We start from the raw sequence: 19,252 nt of genomic DNA, 5'->3' as shown, positions 1-19,252 counted from the left end.
GAACACCTGCAGCGAGCGGTCGGCGCCGGCCTGCGCGCACGCCCACCCCCCCTTGGCGCGGGTGAAGGCCAGGGCGCGCACCCCGGCCAGGTCGACCTGCACGTCCGGGATCGGCTGCACCGCCAGCAGCGGCAGGACGAGCGGCGCATGGCCCAGCGCCCGCACCCGCGCGGCGGTGGCGTCGGCGCCGGGCTGGGCGCGGGTGATCCAGACATTGAGCGGTCGCGCGTCGGTCATCTTCGCGCGCAACCCTGGCGGGGTCCGCCGTCCATGGCAATCGGAAGACGCTACTGCGGCGTCAGGATCAGGTCGCCGCCGTCGCGCTTGACCGCCCCGCCCAGCGATAGGCCCAGGTCCCGCGCCGCCCCTTGCGGATCGGCCGAGGCCGACAGCTCGGCCGAGCCTTCGCGCCGGAACCGGTGGGCGCCGTCGGCCGACAGCGCCTCGACGATCAGGTGCAGCGAGCCGTTCGCCAACCACGCATGCGCGCCGATGGCGGTCTTGCACGAGCCGTCCAGCGCCGTCAGGGCGCCGCGCTCGGCCGCCACGGCGACCGCGGTGGGCGCATGGCGGATCGCCTCCAGCCACGGAGCGCCCAGGTCGGAGACGCGGGTCTCGATGGCCAGGGCCCCCTGGCCCGGGGCCGGCGGGCGCTCGACCGGGTCCAGCAGGCTCTGCGGCAGATGCCCCAGCCCCAGGCGCTTCAGCCCCGACAGCGCCAGCAGGATGCCGTCGGCCTCGCCCGCCGCCAGCTTGGCCAGCCGCGTGTCGACATTGCCGCGCAGCATCCGCACGTCCAGGTCGGGCCGCAGGTGCATCGCCTGGGCCTGGCGGCGCAGCGAGGCGGTGCCCAGGATCGCCCCGTGCGGCAGATCCTCGATCCGTTCGACCTTGTGGCTCAGGAAGGCGTCGCGCGGGTCCTCGCGCTCGGGGATCGCGGCGATGCACAGGCCCTCGGGCAGGGCCGTCGGCATGTCCTTCATCGAATGCACCGCGCAGTCGATCTCGCCGGAGGCCAGCGCCTCCTCGATCTCCTTGGTGAACAGCCCCTTGCCGCCGATCTCCAGCAGCCGGCGATCCTGCACCCGGTCGCCGGTGGTGGTGATGATCACCAGCGGAGCGACCGCGTCGACCTCGGCCTGGTTGGTCGGGTCCGCGCCCAAGGCGGCGGCGATCCGGCGCTGAACCATGCCCGTTTGGGCGAGCGAGAGCTTGGAGCCGCGGGCTCCGATCCGGACGGGCTGTTGCGTGGGCACGACGCGCAGTCTACCTCGGCGGTTCAAGGAAAGCCCCGGCCTATAGGACCGCGCCGGGCGCCGCAACCATTGGGAGCCTGAGTGAGCCAGACCCTGACCGTCCTCGGCCTCGAGACGAGCTGCGACGAGACCGCAGCCTCGGTCGTGCGCCTGGAGGCCGGCGGCGCCGTCCAGGTGCTGTCCTCGGTGATCGGGACCCAGTTCGCCCAGCACGCGCCCTATGGCGGCGTGGTGCCCGAGATCGCCGCCCGCGCCCATGTCGAGACCATCGACGCGGTCGCCGCCCAGGCGATGGCCGACGCCGGCCTGTCCTATGGCGATCTCTCCGGCGTCGCGGCCACCGCCGGGCCGGGCCTGGTGGGCGGGGTGATGGTCGGGCTGTCGTTCGGCAAGGCCGTCGCCCTGGCCCGCGGCCTACCCCTGGTCGCGGTGAACCATCTGGAGGGCCACGCCGTCTCGGCCCGGCTCACCGCCGACATCCCCTATCCCTTCCTGCTGCTGCTGGTCTCCGGCGGCCATTGCCAGCTTCTCGCCGTCGAGGGGATCGGCGCCTGCAAGCGTCTCGGCTCGACCATCGACGATGCGGCCGGCGAGGCCTTCGACAAGATCGCCAAGAGCATGGGCCTGCCCTATCCGGGCGGCCCGGCGCTGGAGGCGCTGGCGCAGGGCGGCGATCCCTCCGCCTACGACCTGCCGCGCGCCCTGCTCGGCCGCCAGGGCTTCGACTTCTCGTTCTCGGGCCTGAAGACCGCCGCCGCCCGCTTCGCCGCCGCCGTGACCACGGACGACCAGCGCCGCGACCTCGCCGCCACGGTCCAGGGCGCCATCGCCCGCCAGCTCTCCGAGCGCACCGGCAAGGCTATGGCCGCCTACGCCGCCGCTCATCCGGGCCAGGCTCTGCGCTTCGTGGTCGCCGGCGGCGTGGCCGCCAACAAGACCGTGCGCGCCCGCCTGCAGGAGACCGCCGCCCAGCACGGCTTTTCCTTCGACGCCCCGCCGCTCGCCTACTGCACCGACAACGCCGCCATGATCGCCCTGGCCGGCGCCGAACGCCTGGCGCTCGGGATCAGCGACCCCCTCGACGCCGTCGCCCGCCCCCGCTGGCCGCTGGACGCCGAGGCCGCAGCCGCCAACCCCACCCACGCATTCGGCCGCAAGGGAGCCAAGGCATGAAGACCGCAGGCGTCATCGGCGGCGGGGCCTGGGGCACGGCGCTGGCCCTGGTCTGCGCCCGCGCCGGCCTCGACACCATCCTCTGGGCGCGCGAGCCCGAGGTCGTCTCGGCCGTCAACGACACGCGCGAGAACGCCACCTTCCTGCCCGGCGTGGTGTTCGACGCCCCGGTCCGCGCCACTGGCGACCTCGCCGACCTTTCCGGCGCCGACATGATCCTCAACGTCACCCCGGCCCAGCATTTCCGCGCCAGTCTGGAGGCCTTCCGCCCCCACGCCCGCGCCGGCGTGCCGATGGTGCTGTGCTCCAAAGGCGTCGAGCAGGGCACGCTGAAACTGATGACCGAGGTGCTGGACGAGGGCCTGCCCCAGGCCGCGCCCGCCGTTCTCTCCGGCCCCAGCTTCGCCATCGACGTGGCCCGCGGCCTGCCCACCGCCGTCACCCTGGCCTGCCCGGACGAGGAGCTGGGCTTCCGCATCGGCGCGGCCCTCGGCCTGCCGACCTTCCGGCCCTACCTCGCCACCGACATGATCGGCGCGGAGATCGGCGGCTCGGTGAAGAACGTGCTGGCCATCGCCTGCGGGATTTCCGAGGGCAAGGGCCTGGGCCGCAGCGCCCACGCCGCCCTCATCACCCGCGGCTTCGCCGAGATGACCCGCATGGCCGTGGCGCTGGGCGGAGAGGCCGAGACCGTCGCCGGCCTCTGCGGCCTGGGCGACCTGGTGCTGACCTGCTCCTCCCCGCAATCGCGCAACATGAGCGTCGGCCTCGCCCTCGGGGCCGGCCAGACCCTCCAGCAGGCCCTGGCCGGCAAGGTCTCGGTGGCCGAGGGCGTCGCCTCCGCCCCCGCCGTGGTCGCCCTGGCCCGCAAGCTCGGGGTCGAGGCGCCGATCTGCGAAGCCGTCGCCGCCATCCTGGCCGGCGAAGCCCAGGTGGACGAAGCCATCGGCCGCTTGCTCGCCCGCCCGATCCGCTCCGAACGATAGAAGGAAGACCCCTTGCCCCTCTTCGCCATCCACTGCCTCGACAAGCCCGCCTCGCTCGACCTGCGGCTCGCCAACCGCCAGGCGCACCTCGCCTATGTCGGCGGCTTCAAGGACCAGGCGCGCGTCGGCGGCCCGCTGCTGGACGCCGAGGGGAACATGGCCGGCTCGCTGCTGGTGATGGAGTTCGAGGACCTGGCCGCAGCCCAGGCGTTCTCGGCCGAAGACCCCTATGTCAAGGCGGGCCTTTTCCAGCGCGTCGACATCACCGCCTTCAAGGCCACGCTCGGCGGCTTCTCGACCTGATGCGCGACGGGCCAGACAACCCGGCCCGGCCAAGGCCGGGCGTGCGGCTCTGCGCCCTTTCCGACCTGGCCGACCCCGGCTCCAGGGGGTTCCGCTTCCGCCAGGACGGCAAGCTGTTCGCCGGCTTCGTGGTGCGGACAGGCGGCCAGGTCCGCGGCTATGTCGATTCCTGCCCCCATGCCGGCTGGCCCCTGGCCGCCTGGGACGACCGCTATCTGAGGCGCGAGGGCGACCTGATCCTCTGCGGCGGCCACGCCGCCCTCTTCCGCCCGCTCGACGGCGTCTGCGTCGCCGGCCCCTGCGCCGGCCAGGCGCTCTCCCCCTGGCCGGTCCAGGTGGTGGGCGGCGAGGTGCTCACCGCCTGATCGGCCCCTCGCTCACCCCCGCGCCGGGAACGGCTCGGCCGCGAACGCCGCCAGGTCGGCGGCCAGGCCCTTGGCGGCCAGGGCGACCAGCTCCCCGCCCTTTTCCGGCGTCGCCTGGGCCGGGTCGGAGCCCATGCGCCCATCGGGATAGCGGGCGCGGAAGTCCCTGGCCTCGCGGATCGGCCCGGTCGGCGCGATCTGTGGCGCATAGTTCGCGGTCTTGATGGCGTCCGGATAGGCCCACTGGGTCACGGCGATCTCCGAAGGCGTCGCATGACTGCCATGGCCGGTCGGGAACTGGCTGTTGGCCAGGGCGGTTACGCCCGGCAGCTCCCACCAGTTCTTGAGCTTGCAGGCGAAGCCCCGCTCGGCCCGCGCAAAGCTCGCCTCGGCGTAGAGCTCTGAGAACGCCGCCTCGATGGTGGCGACATTGCCGCCGTGGCCGTTCAGGAAATAGATCTTCTCGAACCCGTGCGCCGCCAGCGAGCGGCACCAGTCGCCGATCGCGGCGATGAAGGTCGAGGGCCGCAGCGAGATCGTCCCCGGAAAGCCCAGGTGATGCTGCGCCATGCCGATGTTGAAGGTCGGCGCGACCAACAGGTCCGCGCTCTTCTGCGCCTCGTGGGCGATGATCTCCGGGCACAGCCAGTCGGTGCCCAGAAGCCCCGTCGGCCCATGCTGCTCGTTCGACCCGATCGGGATCACCACCGCCTTCGAGCGCTGGAGAAAGGCCTCGATCTCTTGCCAGGTCGAAAGGTGAAGCAGCATGTCGTGAAATCCTACTGAGCAGATGCGCCAGGATAGTAGCGCCCTAGCCGCAGGAACGAAGCGCTTTCCCTGCCCGACACGAGCCTGGATGCTCCCCCTCTGGGGGAGCTCCCGGCCGTATGGCCGGGTGAGGGGGACTTTAAATCCGCCAGCAGCAAGTCCGGGAAATCCACTCCGAGTTCAAGTCTCCGGCGCACAGTCGGCCCACGGGGCGGCGGGGCTCGAAGTCCCCCTCAGTCGGCATTCGCCGACAGCTCCCCCTGAGGGGCAGGGCTATCGCATATGGGTGTCATCCCGGTTTGCGAAGCAAGACCGGGACCTATGAACACATACGGTTCGGGATCGGTCTCGGCGGCGCCAGAGCCTGAAAGCTCAGGCGTTCATGGATCCCGGACAAGCGCTGCGCGCTTTCCGGGACGACACGCGAAGTGGGCTACCGCCGCTTATCGGAGCCATATGCGATTGCCCTCCCCAGAGGGGGAGCAGCTGATGGCGCAATGGCCTCAACAGGCGGAAAAGCGCCCTACTTCGCGAACCTCTTGAAAAAGCTGGTCTCCTTCCAGCGCGGCCGCTCGCGCCCATCGGCGACGGCGAAGATCAGCTTGCCGAGGAAGACATTGAACCTGGCCGCCTGCGCCTTCTCCACCGGCTGCGAAAGATCATCGGTCAGGGCGTGATAGCGGCTGGCCCGCCAGGCGGACTCGATCTGCGCCTGCGGCGTGCCCGGCTTGAAGCCGAACTTGAAGGCCAGGGCCGGAATCCCGGCGCGGATGAAGCTGTACTGATCCGAGCGGATGAACGAGTTGCGGTCCGGATAGGGATCGGCCACCACCTCCAGCCCCGCCGCCTTCGACACCCGCCGTGCCGTGTCGCCCAGGGTGCTTTCGTCGACCCCGTACATCAGCACCGAATCGAAGGTCCAAAGCGGCAGGGCCATGTCCATGTTGAGGTCGGCCACCACCGAGTCCGCCGGCACGCTCGGCCGGCCGGCGAAGTGCCGCGATCCCAGCAACCCCTTCTCCTCGCCGGTCAGCAGTACGAACAGCACCGAGCGTCGCGGCCGCGCCTTGGCGGCGGCCATGTCGCGGGCGATCTCCAGCACCGAGGCCGCGCCCGCCGCATTGTCCAGCGCGCCGGGATAATAGGCCGGCCCCGCGCCGCTGGTGTTGAGGCCCAGGTGGTCCAGGTGGGCGGTGACCACCACATGCTCGGCGGCCAGCGCCGGATCGCGCCCCGGCAGCTTGGCGACCACATTGGCGGAGGTCACCTGCCGCGTCCGCGTCGCCACCTGCGCGCGGATCGATTGGGCCAGGTCGAAACCCGCGATGGGCCTGGCCGCATCCGCCAGGGCCAGCACCTCGGCGAAGCTGTGGCCGGAGCGGGCGAACAGCTTTTCGGCCTGGGCCGGATTGAACGCCGCCGACAGCTTGGCCTCGCGCACCTCGTTCAGCGCGGCGTCGGCCGGGTACATGCCCGGCTGGTTCGAGTTCTGGACCTGCCGCGCCCAGGGCACGTCCATCGACTTCGGATTGGCGATGGAGATCAACCCCACCGCCCCGGCCGCCTGCGCCGCACGCCAGGTCTCCGACCCGCGCGAGTGCGACTTCAGCTCGGCGGCGATGTCGCCCGGCCCGCCGTTCACATAGACCGCGATCTTGCCCTTCAGGTCCTGGCCGGCGAAGTCGTCATAGCCGACCTCCGGCAAGTGCAGGCCATAGCCGATGAACACCAGCGGCGCCTCGATCGCCTCCGGCTGGGGAATGCGCGCGCCAAACAGCAGGTCCGGCCCGACCTCCAGCGGGACGACCTCCAGCGGCGCGACCTCTCCCCCGGCGACCAGCGCCGCGCTCGAGCGGTCGGCCAGCACCGTCTGCTCGGTGAAGGTCATGGGCTGGAGATAGCCCTCCGTCCCGGCCGGCTGCAGGCCATAGGCGGCGAAGGCGCGCGCGGCGTAGTCGGCGGCGCGGTCATAGCCGGCCGTGCCGGTCATCCGCCCCTCGAACTGCGGCCCGGCCAGGGTCTCGACATGCGCCCACCAGCGGCTCCCGTCGGCGTCCGCCGCCAGGGCGGGGAAGGCGGCGAGGGCGAGGGCGGCGAAGGCCAGGGTCAGGCGCATGTCGGAATGGCTCGGCTCGATAGCGGAAACCCCGACCATTCCCCGATCCGTCCCGCCCGGCAAGCGGGCCGCATCCCCGGCGCTTCAGGACTCTCACGCTCGGCCAGGCCCACCACAAACCGATGTCACCCCGGTTTGCGTAGCAAGACCGGGGCCCATGAACACAGGCGGGTCGGCGTGTTCCCACAGCGCAAGGTTCTGAAGCTTCAGGCGTCCATAGATCCCGGACAAGCGCTGCGCGCTTTCCCGGACGACACGGATGGGCAAGCTATGCGCCATCCGCAACGCCGCGGCGGCGCTCATTCCTAAAGCCTCCGGCCCCCCGCCCTTGCACGCCGGCCCCCGCGCGCGTAACTCCGAAGGAAAGCGTTAGATTAGGGAGTAGCAGCGTGAGCGAAGGCGAAGTCTTTCCGGTTCCCGAAGCCTGGGCGCAGAAGGCCCTCATGAACGCGGCGGGCTACGAGGCCGCGGTCGCGCAGGTCGAGGCCGATCCCGACGCCTACTGGACCAAGGTCGGGAACAGGCTCGACTGGATCAAGCCGTTCTCGGTGGTCAAGGACGTCTCCTTCAACAAGGAGGACTTCCGCATCCGCTGGTTCGCCGACGGCGTGCTGAACCTCTCGGTCAACTGCCTGGACCGCCATATCCCGACCCGCGGCGACCAGGTCGCCATCATCTGGGAAGGCGACGGTGGCGAGACCACCACCCTCACCTATCGCGAGCTGCTGGCCGAAACCTGCCGCATGGCCAACGTGCTGAAGGCCAAGGGCGTCAAGAAGGGCGACCGCGTCACCATCTACCTGCCCATGATCCCGCAGGCCGCGGTCGCCATGCTGGCCTGCGCCCGCATCGGGGCGGTGCATTCGGTGATCTTCGGCGGCTTCTCGCCGGACTCCATCTCCGGCCGCATCCAGGACTGCGACAGCCGCATCGTCATCACCGCCGACGAGGGCCTGCGCGGCGGCCGGATCGTGCCGCTGAAGCGCAATGTCGACGAGGCGCTGCAGACCTGCCCGCAGGTGAAGGACGTCATCGTCATCCGCCGCACCAAGGGCGACGTGCCGATGACCGAGGGCCGCGACGCCTATTTCTCGGACCTCAAGCAGGGCGTCTCCGACACCTGCGATCCCGAGCCGATGAACGCCGAGGACCCGCTGTTCATCCTCTACACCTCCGGTTCGACCGGCAAGCCGAAGGGCGTGCTGCACACCACCGGCGGCTATCTCGCCTGGACCGCCTACACCCACGAGCTGGTGTTCGACTATCGACCTGGCGAGGTCTTCTGGTGCACCGCCGACGTGGGTTGGGTCACCGGCCACAGCTACGTGGTCTACGGCCCGCTGGCCAATGCCGCCACCAGCCTGATCTTCGAGGGCGTTCCCAACTATCCGAACCATTCGCGGTTCTGGGACGTGATCGACCGCCACAAGGTCGAGATCTTCTACACCGCCCCCACCGCCATCCGCGCCCTGATGCGCGAGGGCGACGAATACGTCACCCGCACCAAGCGCACCTCGCTACGCCTGCTGGGCACGGTGGGCGAGCCGATCAACCCCGAGGCCTGGCTCTGGTACAACCGCGTGGTCGGCGAAGGCCGCTGCCCGATCGTCGACACCTACTGGCAGACCGAGACCGGCGCGTGCCTGGCCTCGCCCCTGCCCGGCGCCCATGCGGCCAAGCCCGGCTCCTGCGCCAAGCCGCTGCCGGGCGTGAAGTTCCAGCTCGTCGACGCCGAGGGCGCGGTGCTGGAGGGCGCGGCCTCCGGCAATCTCTGCATCACCGATAGCTGGCCGGGCCAGATGCGCACGGTCTACGGCGACCATCAGCGCTTCATCGACACCTACTTCTCGACCTATCCGGGCAAGTATTTCACCGGCGACGGCTGCCGCCGCGACGAGGACGGCTACTACTGGATCACCGGCCGGGTGGACGACGTCATCAACGTCTCGGGCCACCGCCTGGGCACCGCCGAGATCGAGAGCGCCCTGGTCGCCAACGAGCATGTCGCCGAGGCTGCGGTCGTCGGCTACCCGCACGACATCAAGGGTCAGGGCGTCTACTGCTTCGTGACCCTGAAGGCCGACAGCGCCCCCTCCGACATCCTGCAGGCCGAGCTCAAGGGCTGGGTCCGCCGCGAGATCGGGCCGTTCGCCGCCCCGGACATCGTGCAGTTCGCGCCGGGCCTGCCCAAGACCCGCTCGGGCAAGATCATGCGCCGCATCCTGCGCAAGATCGCCGAGAACGACCTCTCCAACCTCGGCGACACCACCACGCTTGCCGATCCGTCGGTGGTCGACGACCTGCTCAAGAACCGCCACGGCGCCTGACCGGCCCAAGGTCCCGACCCGTCAAGGGCCGGGGCCGTTCCTACAGCGCCTCGCCCCGCAGCAGCCGGGGCAGGTCGCCGCTGGCGCCGCCGGCGTCTTCCATGAAGAACCGCCGCGCCGGCCCGATGCGGTTGACCGCCGCCATGCCCACGCCCCGCGCCAGCCGCAGCACCGGGTTGTCGTTCGAGAACAGCCGCGTGAAGACGTCGGTCGCCGCGGCAAGCATCACCGTGTCGAACCGCCGCCAGCGGGCGTAGCGCTCCAGCACCAGCTCCGAGCCGATGTCCTCGCCCAGCCGCGCGGCCTCGACCAGCACCTGCGCCAACGCCGCTGCGCCCTTGAGGCCGAGGTTCAGCCCCTGGCCGGCGATCGGGTGGATTCCGTGGGCGGCGTCGCCCAACAGCACCGCGCGCGGTGCGGCCATCCGTTCGGCCAGTTGCAGCGACAGCGGATAGGTGAACACCCCGCCGTCCAGGGTCGCGGCCCCCAGGAACTCTCCGAACCGCCGTTGCAGGTGCGCATGGAACGCCTGGGGCGAGGCCGCCTTCAGCGCCGCGGCCTTGGCCCGGCTCTCGGTCCAGACCAGGCTCGCCCGGTCCTCGGTCAGCGGCAGGATCGCGAACGGCCCGCCCGGCAGGAAATATTCGTGCGCCACGCCCTCGTGGCCGCGCTCCAGCTTCACCGTCGCGACCACCCCGGTCTGGTGATAGTCCCAGCCGGTCACGCCGATGCCGGCGGCGGCCCGCACCACCGAGCCGCGCCCCTCCGCGCCCACCACCAGCGGGGCGGTCAGCACCCGGCCGTCCTCCAGCGTCACCCGCGCCCCGGCCGGCGCCAGTTCGACGCTCTTCACCCGCGCCGGCGCCTCGACCCGGACGCCCGCCCGCCCGACGCCGGCCGCCAGGGCCGCGCGGCTGCGCCGGTTCTCCAGCATGTAGCCCAACGGCTCGCCCTCGGTGCAGCCCGCGATCTCGGCGGAATCGAAGCGCAGGTAGAACGGCGTCGGCTGGCGCGCCGCCGCGCCCGGCGAGAACCCGTCCGTCACCAGGATCTGCTCGATCCGCTGGGCGTAGGGCTCGATCTCGGCGGCCAGGCCCAGCGTCCGCCACTGGCGGAACGAGGCGAAGGCGATGGCCGAGGCCCGCCCGTCGAAGGTCGGCGCCACCTGGTCGTCGAACACCACCGGGTCGATCAGGATCGGCTCCAGCCCCGCGCTCTTCAGGGCCAGGGCCAGGGTGGCGCCCGCCATGCCGGCGCCGGCGATGATCACGTCCGCATCGAATGCCATGCCGGTGATCTAGCACTCCTGGCCAGGCGCCGGGAGGCCTTTCCGGCGAGAGCGCTCCCGCGCCCCAGGGTTGCACCCGCCGCCGATTGCGTATGATCTGCATCGGGGGAGGCCGCCATGACGCCAGCACGTTCCCTTCGGCCAGGATCGCAGGCGGTCGGCGCGGCCGCCTTCCTGATCTTCGTGGCCGCCGCACCGGCCTTCGTGATCTATCAGGCCTGGGCCCTGCGCCACGAGGAGCGCGCGGCCTGGACCGTCGCCGGACCCGACTGCCCGACCGTCCAGCCGGCCGCCGAGCTGTTCGGTCCCCAGGGCCCGCGCACCTTCTCCTATGGCGGCGCGCAGTTCTCCCGCCGCTTCGGCCACGCCAGTTGCGCCGCGCCCCAGGACGGCGGCCTGATCCCCGGCGAGACCTTCCATGTCTGCCAGTTCAACGGCCCGGCGGCCCTGGCCGTCGCCACTTCGAAAGGCGTCATCTATTTCAAGCCCGGCGTCGGCCGCCCCGCCACGGTGACGATCCGCGGGGGCGAGGCCTCCTGCGTCGTCGGCGGCTGGTTCCGGACCTAGCGGCCACCTTACCCATTGCGCCGCCCGGCAAGCGGTCTTACTTCCGTCTTGATTGGACCGGTGCGTCCATTTTTGAGCTATTTCAGGCGTATCCCATGGCGGTTTTGCCCAAGAAGTTCGTTCCCCTCGCGGCTGGCGGGGTGGTGGCCGTGCTCCTGGTGATCGGCGGCGCCGCCTGGTGGATGGACAAGCAGCACTACGAAAAGACCGACAACGCCTTCATCGCCGCCGACAAGGTCTCGGTCGCGCCCCAGGTCGACGGCTACGTCGCCGAGGTGCTGGTCGGCGACAACCAGCAGGTCGCGGCCGGCCAGGTGCTGGTGCGGCTCGACACCGCCCCGTTGAAGGCGGCCCTGGCCCAGGCCGAAGCCAACGCCGCGGCGCTCGACGCCGCCGTCCGCGCGGTGGACGACAAGGCCCGGCTGGAACAGGCGATGATCGCCCAGAAGGCGGCCGGCGTCGCCTCGGCCCACGCCCAGGCCCAGCTCGCCCAGGCCGAGCTCGCCCGCTACGGAACCCTCGCCACCCAGGGCTGGGTCTCGCCCCAGCGCGCCCAGACCGCCAAGGCCGCCGCCAGCCAGGCCAGCGCCGGCGTCGAGCAGGCCAGGGCCACCCTGGAGGCCGAGCGCCGCACCGCCGAGAGCCTCGGCTCCAGCCGCGCCCAGACCCTGGCCCAGGCCCAGGCCGCCCATGCTGCGGTCGAGCAGGCGCGCATCAATCTCGACCGCGCCGAGATCAAGGCCCCGGTCGCCGGCGTGGTGGGGGCGCGGGCCGTGCGCCCTGGCCAGTACGTCCGCCCCGGCAGCGCCCTGATGAGCGTGGTGCCGGTCCAGAACGCCTACATCGTCGCCAACTTCAAGGAGACCCAGGTCTCGCGCCTGAAGGTCGGCCAGCCGGTGACCATCCGCGCCGACGCCTTCGGCAAGCAGGCGTTCAAGGGCAAGATCGACTCCTTCGCCCCCGCCACCGGTTCGGAATTCGCCTTGATCCCGGTGGAGAACGCGGTCGGCAACTTCACCAAGATCGCCCAACGCCTGCCGGTGAAGATCGCGGTCGATCCGGCCTCCCCGCTCGCCGGGGCCCTGCGCCCGGGCCTCTCGGTCGAGGTGAAGGTCGACGTCACCGCCGACACCGGCCCGGGCTTCGCCCAGGCGGTCTCCGCCGCCCAGCTCGCCCGCACCGGCGCCTCGCGCTAGGAGCCCGGTCGTGGCCGACACCGCTGTCGCGGACATCAAGCCGGGCCAGGCCCCGGCCGGCCCCGCGGGCGGTCATGTGACCGAGACCGGCGAGATCGACTGGGTCAAGATCTTCCTCGGCTTCGGCGGCATGGTCGTCGGCCAGTTCATGGCCACGCTCGACATCCAGATCGTCGCCTCCTCGCTCAGCCAGATCCAGGCCGGCATCGGCGCCAGCGCCGACGAGATAAGCTGGGTGCAGACCATCTACCTCCTGGCCGAGGTGGTGATCATCCCGCTCACCGCCTACCTGACCAAGATGTGGGGCACGCGGCCGGTCTATGTGGCCGCCGCCGCCGGCTTCATCGTCACCTCGATCCTCACCGGCCTCTCGACCAGCATCGAGATGATGATCGTCACCCGCGCGCTCCAGGGCCTGGCCGCCGGGGCGATGATCCCCGCCGTCTTCGCCACCGCCATGACCGTCTTTCCGCCGGAGAAGCGGGTGATGGCCAATGTCACCGTCGGGCTGATCGTCACCCTGGCGCCGACCATCGGCCCCACCCTGGGCGGCCACCTGACCGAGGCGCTGAACTGGCGCTGGCTGTTCTTCGTCAACATCCCGCCCGGCCTGCTGGTGATGTTCCTGGTCGGCCGCTACGGCGATTTCGACAAGGGCGACCCGGAGCTGGCCAAGGGCATCGACTGGTTCGGCCTGGTCACCATGACCGTCTTCCTGCTCTCGATGCAGTACGTCTTCGAGGAAGGCTCGGGCGAGGGCTGGTTCGAGGACGACCTGATCCTCTGGCTCACCGTCACCGCGGTCATCACCGGCGTGGTGTTCATCTGGCGACAGCTCACCTACCGCCAGCCGATCGTCTCCCTGCGCCCGTTCCAGGACCGCAACTTCACCCTCGGCTTCCTGATGAACGCCGTCTCGGGGATGAGCCTGTTCGGCGGCACCTTCATCCTGCCGCTGTTCCTGGGCCAGATTCGCCAGTATTCGGCCGCCGAGGTCGGCACCACCATGCTGGTCTCGGGCCTGACCATGTTCCTCAGCGCCCCGGTGGTCGGCCGCGTGGTGCGGATGATGGACCCGCGCATCTCGCTGGTCGCGGGCTTCGCCCTCGCCGCCTACGGCGTCGGCCTCGGCGTCCGCGTGACCGCCGACTGGGGCTTCTGGGAGTTCGCGGCCCTGCAGGCGATCCGCGGCTTCGGGGTGATGGTGGCGATGATCGCCGCCCAGGCCCTGTCGGTCTCCACCCTGCCGATCTCGATGATGAAGGACGCCTCGGGCCTGGTGAACCTGATCCGCAACGTCGGCGGCGCCATCGGCCTGGCCATCCTCACCACCGTGCTCACCGACCAGACCGCCCTGCACATGAGCGAGCTGTCGGCCGCCATGAGCGTCTCCAGCCTCCAGGGCCAGGACATGCTGGCCGGCCTCACCGCCATGATGCAGGAGCAAGGGGTGGCCAATCCGGAGGGCGCGGCCCGCAAGTTCCTCTCCATGGGCCTCTATCGCGACGCCGCCGTGATGGGCTTCGGCGACGGCTTCTTCTTCCTGGCGGCGGGCTGCGCGGTCGCCGCCCTGCTGGGCTTCCTGGCCACGCCGGGCAAGACCCCGCCGGCCGGTCCCGGCGGCGGGGGTCACTGATGCCGCGCGCGCCCGGTCAGATCGACCGCGTCAAGACCCAGGCCATCCTCGACGCCGCCGGCCAGGTGTTCGGCGAGCGGGGCCTGGCCGCCTCGATGGAGGAGATCGCGCGCCGGGCCAAGGTCTCCAAGCAGACCATCTACAACCACTACGGCTCCAAGCCCGAGTTGATCCGCGCCATCGTCGACCGCCGCGTGCGCGAGATCACCGCCCCGCTGATGGCGCCGGCCGCCGCGGCGGGCCGCCCGGAAGAGACCCTGGCCACCTTCGCCCGCTTCATGCTGGATGCGGTGATGCAGCCGCGCGGCGGCGCCATGCTGCGCATGACGGTGGAAAGCGCCGCCGACCAGCCGGACCTGGCCCGCGCCTTCTTCGAATCCGGTCCGGCCACCTCGCGCCGGCGCCTGGCCGACTTCCTGCGGCTGGAGACCGAGGCCGGCCGCCTGGCGGTCGAGGACCCGCCCCTGGCCGCCGACTTCTTCGCCTCGATGGTGATCGGCTCGCACCAGCTCGCCCACCTGCTCGGCGTCGGCCGCACCCTGGACGAGACCGAGATCGACCACATCGCCCACGAAGCCGCCTACCGCTTCATGAAGGCCTACGGCGCGGCGTAGAGGAACTTCCTCCCCCACTATGCGGGGGGCTATCGCATATGGGTGTCATCCCGGTTTGCGAAGCAAGACCGGGACCCATGAACACATGCGGTTCAGGGGCCGTCTCGGCGGCGCCAGAGCCTGAAAGCTCAGGCGTTCATGGATCCCGGATAAGCGCTCCGCGCTTTCCGGGACGACATGCGAAGGGGGCTGCCGCCGCTTATCCGCGCCATATGCGATCACCCCCGCTGCGCAGGTGAGGAAAAGAAGCCCCAGCCAGCGACGCGTCTCAGCCTTCGCTGTCCGTCCCCACGCCCATCATGTGGAAGCCGGCGTCCACATGCACCACCTCGCCGGTGGTCGACAGGCCAAGGTCCGACATCAGCCACAGCGCGCAACCGGCCACGCCTTCCATCGAGGTGTCCTCGCCCAGCGCCGACATCGCCCGTCCCTGGGCCAGCATGCCGCGGCCGCCGGAAATCCCCGCCAGCGACAGGGTCTTCATCGCCCCGGCCGAGATGGCGTTGACGCGGATTCGCGCCGGGCCCAGGTCGCGCGCCACATAGCGGGTCGCCGCCTCCAGCCCCGCCTTGGCCACGCCCATGGTGTTGTAGTTGGGGATCGCCCGCTCGGCGCCCAGATAGGTCATGGTCACGATCGACCCGCCGTTCGGCATCAGCCGCGCCGCGCGCTTGGCGCAGTCCACGAAGCTGAACACCGAGATGTCCATCGCCCGCAGGAAGCTCTCGCGGCTGGTGTTCTCGACGAACGAGCCCTTCAGCTCGTCCTTGTTGGCGAAGGCGATCGAGTGGAGGAAGAAGTCGATGGTCCCATGCGCCTTCTCGATCTGCGCGAAGGCCGCGTCCATCGAGGCGTCGTCCTGCACGTCGGCCGGCACGATGGCCTTGGCGCCGACGCTCTGCGCCAGCGGCGTCACCCGCCGCTCCATGCCCGGCAGGTGCAGGAAGGACAGCTCCGCGCCCTGGGCGGCGAGCTGCGAGGCGATGCCCCAGGCGATCGACTGGTGGTTGGCCACCCCCGTGATCACGCCCTTCTTGCCCTTCATCAGCTCGCCCTTGGGCATCTGATACTCGTCGGCCACGCGGGATCTCCTTGAGGTCTGGTCTATGAGGCGGCGCGGCGCGGGGTCAGACCCGCGCCATCACCAGGCAGCCGTTGGTGCCGCCGAAGCCGAAGGAGTTAGACATCACCGTCTCCAGCTCCACGTCCTTGCGCTGGCGCAGGATCGGCAGGTCGGCGAACTCCGGATCGAGGTTTTCGATGTGCGCGCTCTCGGCGGCGAAGCCGTTGTTCAGCATCAGCAGCGAATAGATCGCCTCCTGCGCCCCGGCCGCGCCCAGGCTGTGCCCGGTCAGCGACTTGGTGGACGAGATCAGCGGGACGTCCTTGCCGAACACCTCGCGCACCGCGCCCATCTCCTTGACGTCCCCGACCGGGGTCGAGGTGCCGTGCGGGTTCAGATAGTCGACCCGGCGCCCGCCCAGGTCGGCCATGGCCAGGCGCATGCAGCGCACCGCCCCCTCGCCCGAGGGCGCGACCATGTCGAAGCCGTCGGAATTGGCGGCGTAGCCGACGATCTCGCCATAGATCTTCGCCCCGCGGGCCTTGGCGCGCTCGTATTCCTCCAGCACCACGATCCCGGCGCCGCCGGCGATCACGAAGCCGTCGCGGGCGGCGTCATAGGCGCGGCTGGCGGTGGCGGCGCGGTCGTTGAAGTTCGAGCTCATCGCGCCCATTGCGTCGAAGAGCACGCTCAAGGTCCAGTCCAGCTCTTCGGTCCCGCCGGCGAACACCACGTCCTGCTTGCCCATCAGGATCTGCTCGTAGGCCGAGCCGATGCAGTGGGTGGAGGTGGCGCAGGCCGAGGAGATCGAGAAGTTCAGGCCCTTGATCTTGAACCAGGTGGCGAGCGTCGCCGAGGCGCCCGAGCTCATCGCCTTGGGCACCGCGAACGGGCCGACGCGCTTGGGGCCGCGTTCCTTGGCGGTGTGGGCCGCCTCGATGATCGCCTTGGTCGAGGGACCGCCGGAGCCGACGATCAGGCCGGTGCGCTCGTGGCTGACCTCGCCCTCTTCCAGGCCGGAATCGGCGATAGCCTGTTCCATGGCGATGTGGCCGAAGGCCGTGCCCTGGGCCAGGAACCGCGCGGCGCGGCGGTCGACCATCGACTCCCAGTCCACGGTCGGCGCGGCGTGCACCTGCGAGCGGAAGCCCAGTTCTGCATATTCCGGCGAGAACGTAATTCCCGACCGGGCTTCGCGCAGCGAGGTCAGCACCTCGCCCGCGTTGTTCCCGATCGAGGAGACGATGCCGATCCCGGTGACGACGACGCGACGCATGGGCGGCTCCGTCCTCAGACCAGGTCCTTGGCGTCGAACAGGCCGACGCGCAGGTCCTTGGCTTCGTAGATCACCTTGCCGTCGGCTTCGAGCACGCCGTCGCCGATGCCCATGACCAGCTTGCGCATGATCACCCGCTTCAGGTCGATCTTGTAGACGAGCTTCTTCACGTTCGGCGTCACCTGGCCGGTGAACTTCACCTCGCCGACCCCCAGGGCGCGGCCCTTGCCGGGCGCCCCCGACCAGCCGAGGAAGAAGCCGACGAGCTGCCACATGGCGTCCAGGCCCAGGCAGCCGGGCATCACCGGATCGTTGATGAAGTGGCACTGGAAGAACCAGAGGTCCCGGTTGATGTCGAGTTCGGCCTCGACATAGCCCTTGCCGTGCGCCCCGCCGTCCTCGGTGATCTTGACGATGCGGTCGAACATCAGCATCGGCGGCACTGGCAACTGCGCGTTGCCCGGGCCGAACATCTCGCCACGGCCGCAGGCCAGCAGCTCTTCGAGATCGTAGTGGTCCTTGGCCTTGGCGCCCTGGATCATGCTTGGCTTTCTTGGCGGCGGTCCGTTTTACGGGCCCTTGGGAATCGTCACTTCAGGCCCTAGCAGAGCCAGCCCATCTGCTCAACGGCTGCGCGGCCGCGACGCTCCGCCGACCTTGCACTGGATGGCCGGGGAAACGCCCCAGAGTTCGCCGGCCGGCGCCCAGCCGCTGACCCCCTCGCCGCGCACCTTGCACCAGCCTTTTTCGCAGTCCTTGACCAGTTCGGCGATGGACCGGGGGTTGAGATAGGCGACGATCTCGGCCTCGGCGCGCGGTTTCTTGTGCAGGGCCAGGCGCGTGGTCTTGACCCGCATCACCGTGGCCTCGCCGCTGGTCAGCCGGCGGTGAATCCAGGCCACGCCGCCGTCCGGGTCGCAGATGCGCCGCCACTCGATGTTCTCGGCGATCACCTGCACGGGCAGGCCCTTGGCCTCGTAGACCCACAGCAGCCGGTGATCCTCTCCCGGCCCCGCCCGCGCATAGACCTTGTCGAACTTCAGCGAGACATAGCGCGGCACCGGCTGGCCCGACGGCGTCTGCCGCGGCGCGGCCTGCGCCGGGGCCGCCCAGGCCGCCCAGGCCGCCCAGGCCAGCGTCGCCGCTAAAAAAGTGAGCGCAGCGGCTTTCCGCCGCTCATTCGTACGTGGCTCGCCTTGGCCGTCCATGGGGGCTTTGCTAGAGGTTCCTGGTCACAACGCAAGGCGCGCCGAGCGCGGTTAAAGATTCCTTTCCAGAACGCCCATGCCCGCTCGCAAACCCAAAGTCATCGTCACCCGCCGCCTCCCCGACCAAGTGGAGACGCGCATGCGCGAACTGTTCGACACCGAGCTGAACCTCGATGACGCCCCGATGGACCGCGCGGCCCTGCTCTCGGCCATGCAGCGGGCCGACGCCATCGTGCCCACCATCACCGACGCCATCGACGCCGACCTGCTGGCCCAGGCGGGGGACCGGCTGAAGCTGATCGCCAATTTCGGCATGGGGATCGATCACATCGACGTGGCCGCCGCCAACGAACGCGGCGTGGTCGTCACCAACACCCCCGGCGTGCTGACCGAGGACACCGCCGACCTGACCATGGCCCTGATCATGGCCGTCTCGCGCCGCATCGTGGAAGGCGCCAACGTGGTCCAGGCCGGGGGGTTCACCGGCTGGACCCCGACCTGGATGATGGGCCGCCGCGTCAACGGCAAGCGGCTGGGGATCATCGGCATGGGCCGCATCGGCCAGGCCGTGGCGCGCCGGGCCAAGGCCTTCGGCATGCAGATCCACTATCACAACCGCAAGCCGGTCAGCCACGTGATCTCCGAGGAGCTGGAGGCCACCTACTGGGAAAGCCTCGACCAGATGCTGGCCCGCATGGACATCATCTCGGTCAACTGCCCGCACACCCCGGCCACCTACCACCTGCTCTCGGCTCGCCGGCTGAAGCTGCTCCAGCCGCATGCGGTGATCGTCAACACCGCCCGCGGCGGCATCATCGACGAGGCGGCCCTGGCCGACATGCTGGCCGAAGGCGCGATCGCCGGGGCCGGCCTCGACGTCTTCGAGTTCGAACCGGCGATCAACCCCAAGCTCCTGACCCAGCCCAAGGCGGTGCTGCTGCCCCACCTCGGCTCGGCCACGGTCGAGGCCCGCATCGACATGGGCGAAAAGGTCATCATCAACCTGAAGACCTGGATGGACGGCCACCGCCCCCCCGACCGCGTCATCCCCTCCATGCTGTAGGCGGCCTTCCTTTCCGTATCGGTGTCATCCCGGTTTGCGAAGCAAGA

General features: G+C 70.4%; 18 protein-coding genes and 1 pseudogene. 10 read left to right on the top strand and 9 right to left on the bottom strand.

Annotated features, from left to right (window positions below; translation table 11 throughout):
• Together ACE3TL_RS04720 and hemC are read right to left on the bottom strand one after the other, a co-directional pair.
• A pseudogene (locus ACE3TL_RS04720) lies at positions 1-237 on the bottom strand (uroporphyrinogen-III synthase); the annotation flags it as partial.
• A gap of 50 nt (positions 238-287) precedes the next feature.
• On the bottom strand, positions 288-1,256 hold the full coding sequence (gene hemC / locus ACE3TL_RS04715; RefSeq protein WP_374577568.1) for a hydroxymethylbilane synthase: 969 nt from the start codon (positions 1,254-1,256) through the stop codon (positions 288-290).
• Between the two features lie 81 nt (positions 1,257-1,337).
• On the opposite strand from hemC, the gene tsaD reads away from it, so the two are divergent.
• From tsaD to ACE3TL_RS04695, 4 genes are read left to right on the top strand one after another with little or no spacing between them, the layout of a single operon-like run.
• Entirely contained in the window at positions 1,338-2,429 is a 1,092-nt protein-coding gene (gene tsaD, locus ACE3TL_RS04710) for a tRNA (adenosine(37)-N6)-threonylcarbamoyltransferase complex transferase subunit TsaD (RefSeq protein WP_374577567.1), read from the top strand.
• Positions 2,426-3,415: an NAD(P)H-dependent glycerol-3-phosphate dehydrogenase gene (locus ACE3TL_RS04705; RefSeq protein ID WP_374577566.1), complete on the top strand. Its 990-nt coding sequence runs from the start codon at positions 2,426-2,428 to the stop codon at positions 3,413-3,415. The genes tsaD and ACE3TL_RS04705 overlap by 4 nt, the downstream gene beginning before the upstream one ends.
• Before the next feature lie 12 nt (positions 3,416-3,427).
• A complete protein-coding gene (locus ACE3TL_RS04700; protein ID WP_374577565.1) occupies positions 3,428-3,718 on the top strand; it encodes a YciI family protein in 291 nt (96 codons plus the stop codon).
• Complete coding sequence (locus ACE3TL_RS04695; RefSeq protein ID WP_374577564.1) at positions 3,718-4,083, top strand: Rieske (2Fe-2S) protein; 366 nt, start codon at positions 3,718-3,720, stop codon at positions 4,081-4,083. The genes ACE3TL_RS04700 and ACE3TL_RS04695 overlap by 1 nt, the downstream gene beginning before the upstream one ends.
• 12 nt (positions 4,084-4,095) lie before the next feature.
• Here the strand turns inward: ACE3TL_RS04695 and ACE3TL_RS04690 are convergent, their stop codons facing one another.
• Positions 4,096-4,851, bottom strand: a complete 756-nt coding sequence (locus ACE3TL_RS04690; protein WP_374577563.1) for a creatininase family protein — start codon at positions 4,849-4,851, stop codon at positions 4,096-4,098.
• 523 nt (positions 4,852-5,374) lie between these two features.
• Positions 5,375-7,006, bottom strand: coding sequence for a M28 family metallopeptidase (locus tag ACE3TL_RS04685; protein WP_374577562.1), 1,632 nt, complete (start codon positions 7,004-7,006; stop codon positions 5,375-5,377).
• 404 nt (positions 7,007-7,410) lie between these two features.
• Here ACE3TL_RS04685 and acs point away from each other — a divergent pair, with 404 nt between their 5' ends.
• Entirely contained in the window at positions 7,411-9,294 is a 1,884-nt protein-coding gene (gene acs, locus ACE3TL_RS04680; RefSeq protein ID WP_374577569.1) for an acetate--CoA ligase, read from the top strand.
• Positions 9,295-9,334: 40 nt separating this feature from the next.
• Here acs and ACE3TL_RS04675 read toward each other — a convergent pair whose 3' ends face one another.
• A complete protein-coding gene (locus ACE3TL_RS04675; RefSeq protein WP_374577561.1) occupies positions 9,335-10,582 on the bottom strand; it encodes a UbiH/UbiF/VisC/COQ6 family ubiquinone biosynthesis hydroxylase in 1,248 nt (415 codons plus the stop codon).
• A gap of 117 nt (positions 10,583-10,699) precedes the next feature.
• Here ACE3TL_RS04675 and ACE3TL_RS04670 point away from each other — a divergent pair, with 117 nt between their 5' ends.
• The 4 genes from ACE3TL_RS04670 to ACE3TL_RS04655 all read left to right on the top strand — a co-directional run bounded on the left by ACE3TL_RS04670 (position 10,700) and on the right by ACE3TL_RS04655 (position 14,595).
• Entirely contained in the window at positions 10,700-11,149 is a 450-nt protein-coding gene (locus tag ACE3TL_RS04670) for a hypothetical protein (RefSeq protein WP_374577560.1), read from the top strand.
• A 95-nt stretch (positions 11,150-11,244) separates the two neighbouring features.
• Complete coding sequence (locus ACE3TL_RS04665; RefSeq protein WP_374577559.1) at positions 11,245-12,345, top strand: HlyD family secretion protein; 1,101 nt, start codon at positions 11,245-11,247, stop codon at positions 12,343-12,345.
• A gap of 10 nt (positions 12,346-12,355) precedes the next feature.
• Positions 12,356-13,981, top strand: coding sequence for a DHA2 family efflux MFS transporter permease subunit (locus tag ACE3TL_RS04660; protein ID WP_374577558.1), 1,626 nt, complete (start codon positions 12,356-12,358; stop codon positions 13,979-13,981).
• The gene (locus tag ACE3TL_RS04655; protein ID WP_374577557.1) at positions 13,981-14,595 is read left to right on the top strand and encodes a TetR/AcrR family transcriptional regulator; all 615 of its coding nucleotides are present in this window, start codon (positions 13,981-13,983) and stop codon (positions 14,593-14,595) included. Before ACE3TL_RS04660 ends, ACE3TL_RS04655 begins: the two co-directional genes overlap by 1 nt.
• A gap of 268 nt (positions 14,596-14,863) precedes the next feature.
• Here ACE3TL_RS04655 and ACE3TL_RS04650 read toward each other — a convergent pair whose 3' ends face one another.
• The 4 genes from ACE3TL_RS04650 to ACE3TL_RS04635 form a co-directional block, all read right to left on the bottom strand.
• Positions 14,864-15,676: an enoyl-ACP reductase gene (locus ACE3TL_RS04650; protein WP_374577556.1), complete on the bottom strand. Its 813-nt coding sequence runs from the start codon at positions 15,674-15,676 to the stop codon at positions 14,864-14,866.
• Between the two features lie 46 nt (positions 15,677-15,722).
• Complete coding sequence (gene fabB / locus ACE3TL_RS04645) at positions 15,723-16,934, bottom strand: beta-ketoacyl-ACP synthase I (protein ID WP_374577555.1); 1,212 nt, start codon at positions 16,932-16,934, stop codon at positions 15,723-15,725.
• 14 nt (positions 16,935-16,948) lie between these two features.
• Positions 16,949-17,476 carry a 3-hydroxyacyl-[acyl-carrier-protein] dehydratase FabA gene (fabA, locus tag ACE3TL_RS04640; protein ID WP_374534267.1) on the bottom strand — a complete coding sequence of 176 codons (528 nt, stop codon included), beginning with the start codon at positions 17,474-17,476 and terminating at the stop codon, positions 16,949-16,951.
• A gap of 81 nt (positions 17,477-17,557) precedes the next feature.
• Entirely contained in the window at positions 17,558-18,142 is a 585-nt protein-coding gene (locus ACE3TL_RS04635) for an SH3 domain-containing protein (RefSeq protein ID WP_374577554.1), read from the bottom strand.
• 76 nt (positions 18,143-18,218) lie between these two features.
• Here ACE3TL_RS04635 and ACE3TL_RS04630 point away from each other — a divergent pair, with 76 nt between their 5' ends.
• A complete protein-coding gene (locus ACE3TL_RS04630; protein WP_374577553.1) occupies positions 18,219-19,205 on the top strand; it encodes a 2-hydroxyacid dehydrogenase in 987 nt (328 codons plus the stop codon).
• Positions 19,206-19,252 lie beyond the last annotated feature (47 nt).

The organism is Phenylobacterium sp. (assembly GCF_041920015.1).
GTDB lineage: Bacteria > Pseudomonadota > Alphaproteobacteria > Caulobacterales > Caulobacteraceae > Phenylobacterium.
This window is presented reverse-complemented; position numbering and strand designations above follow the sequence as displayed.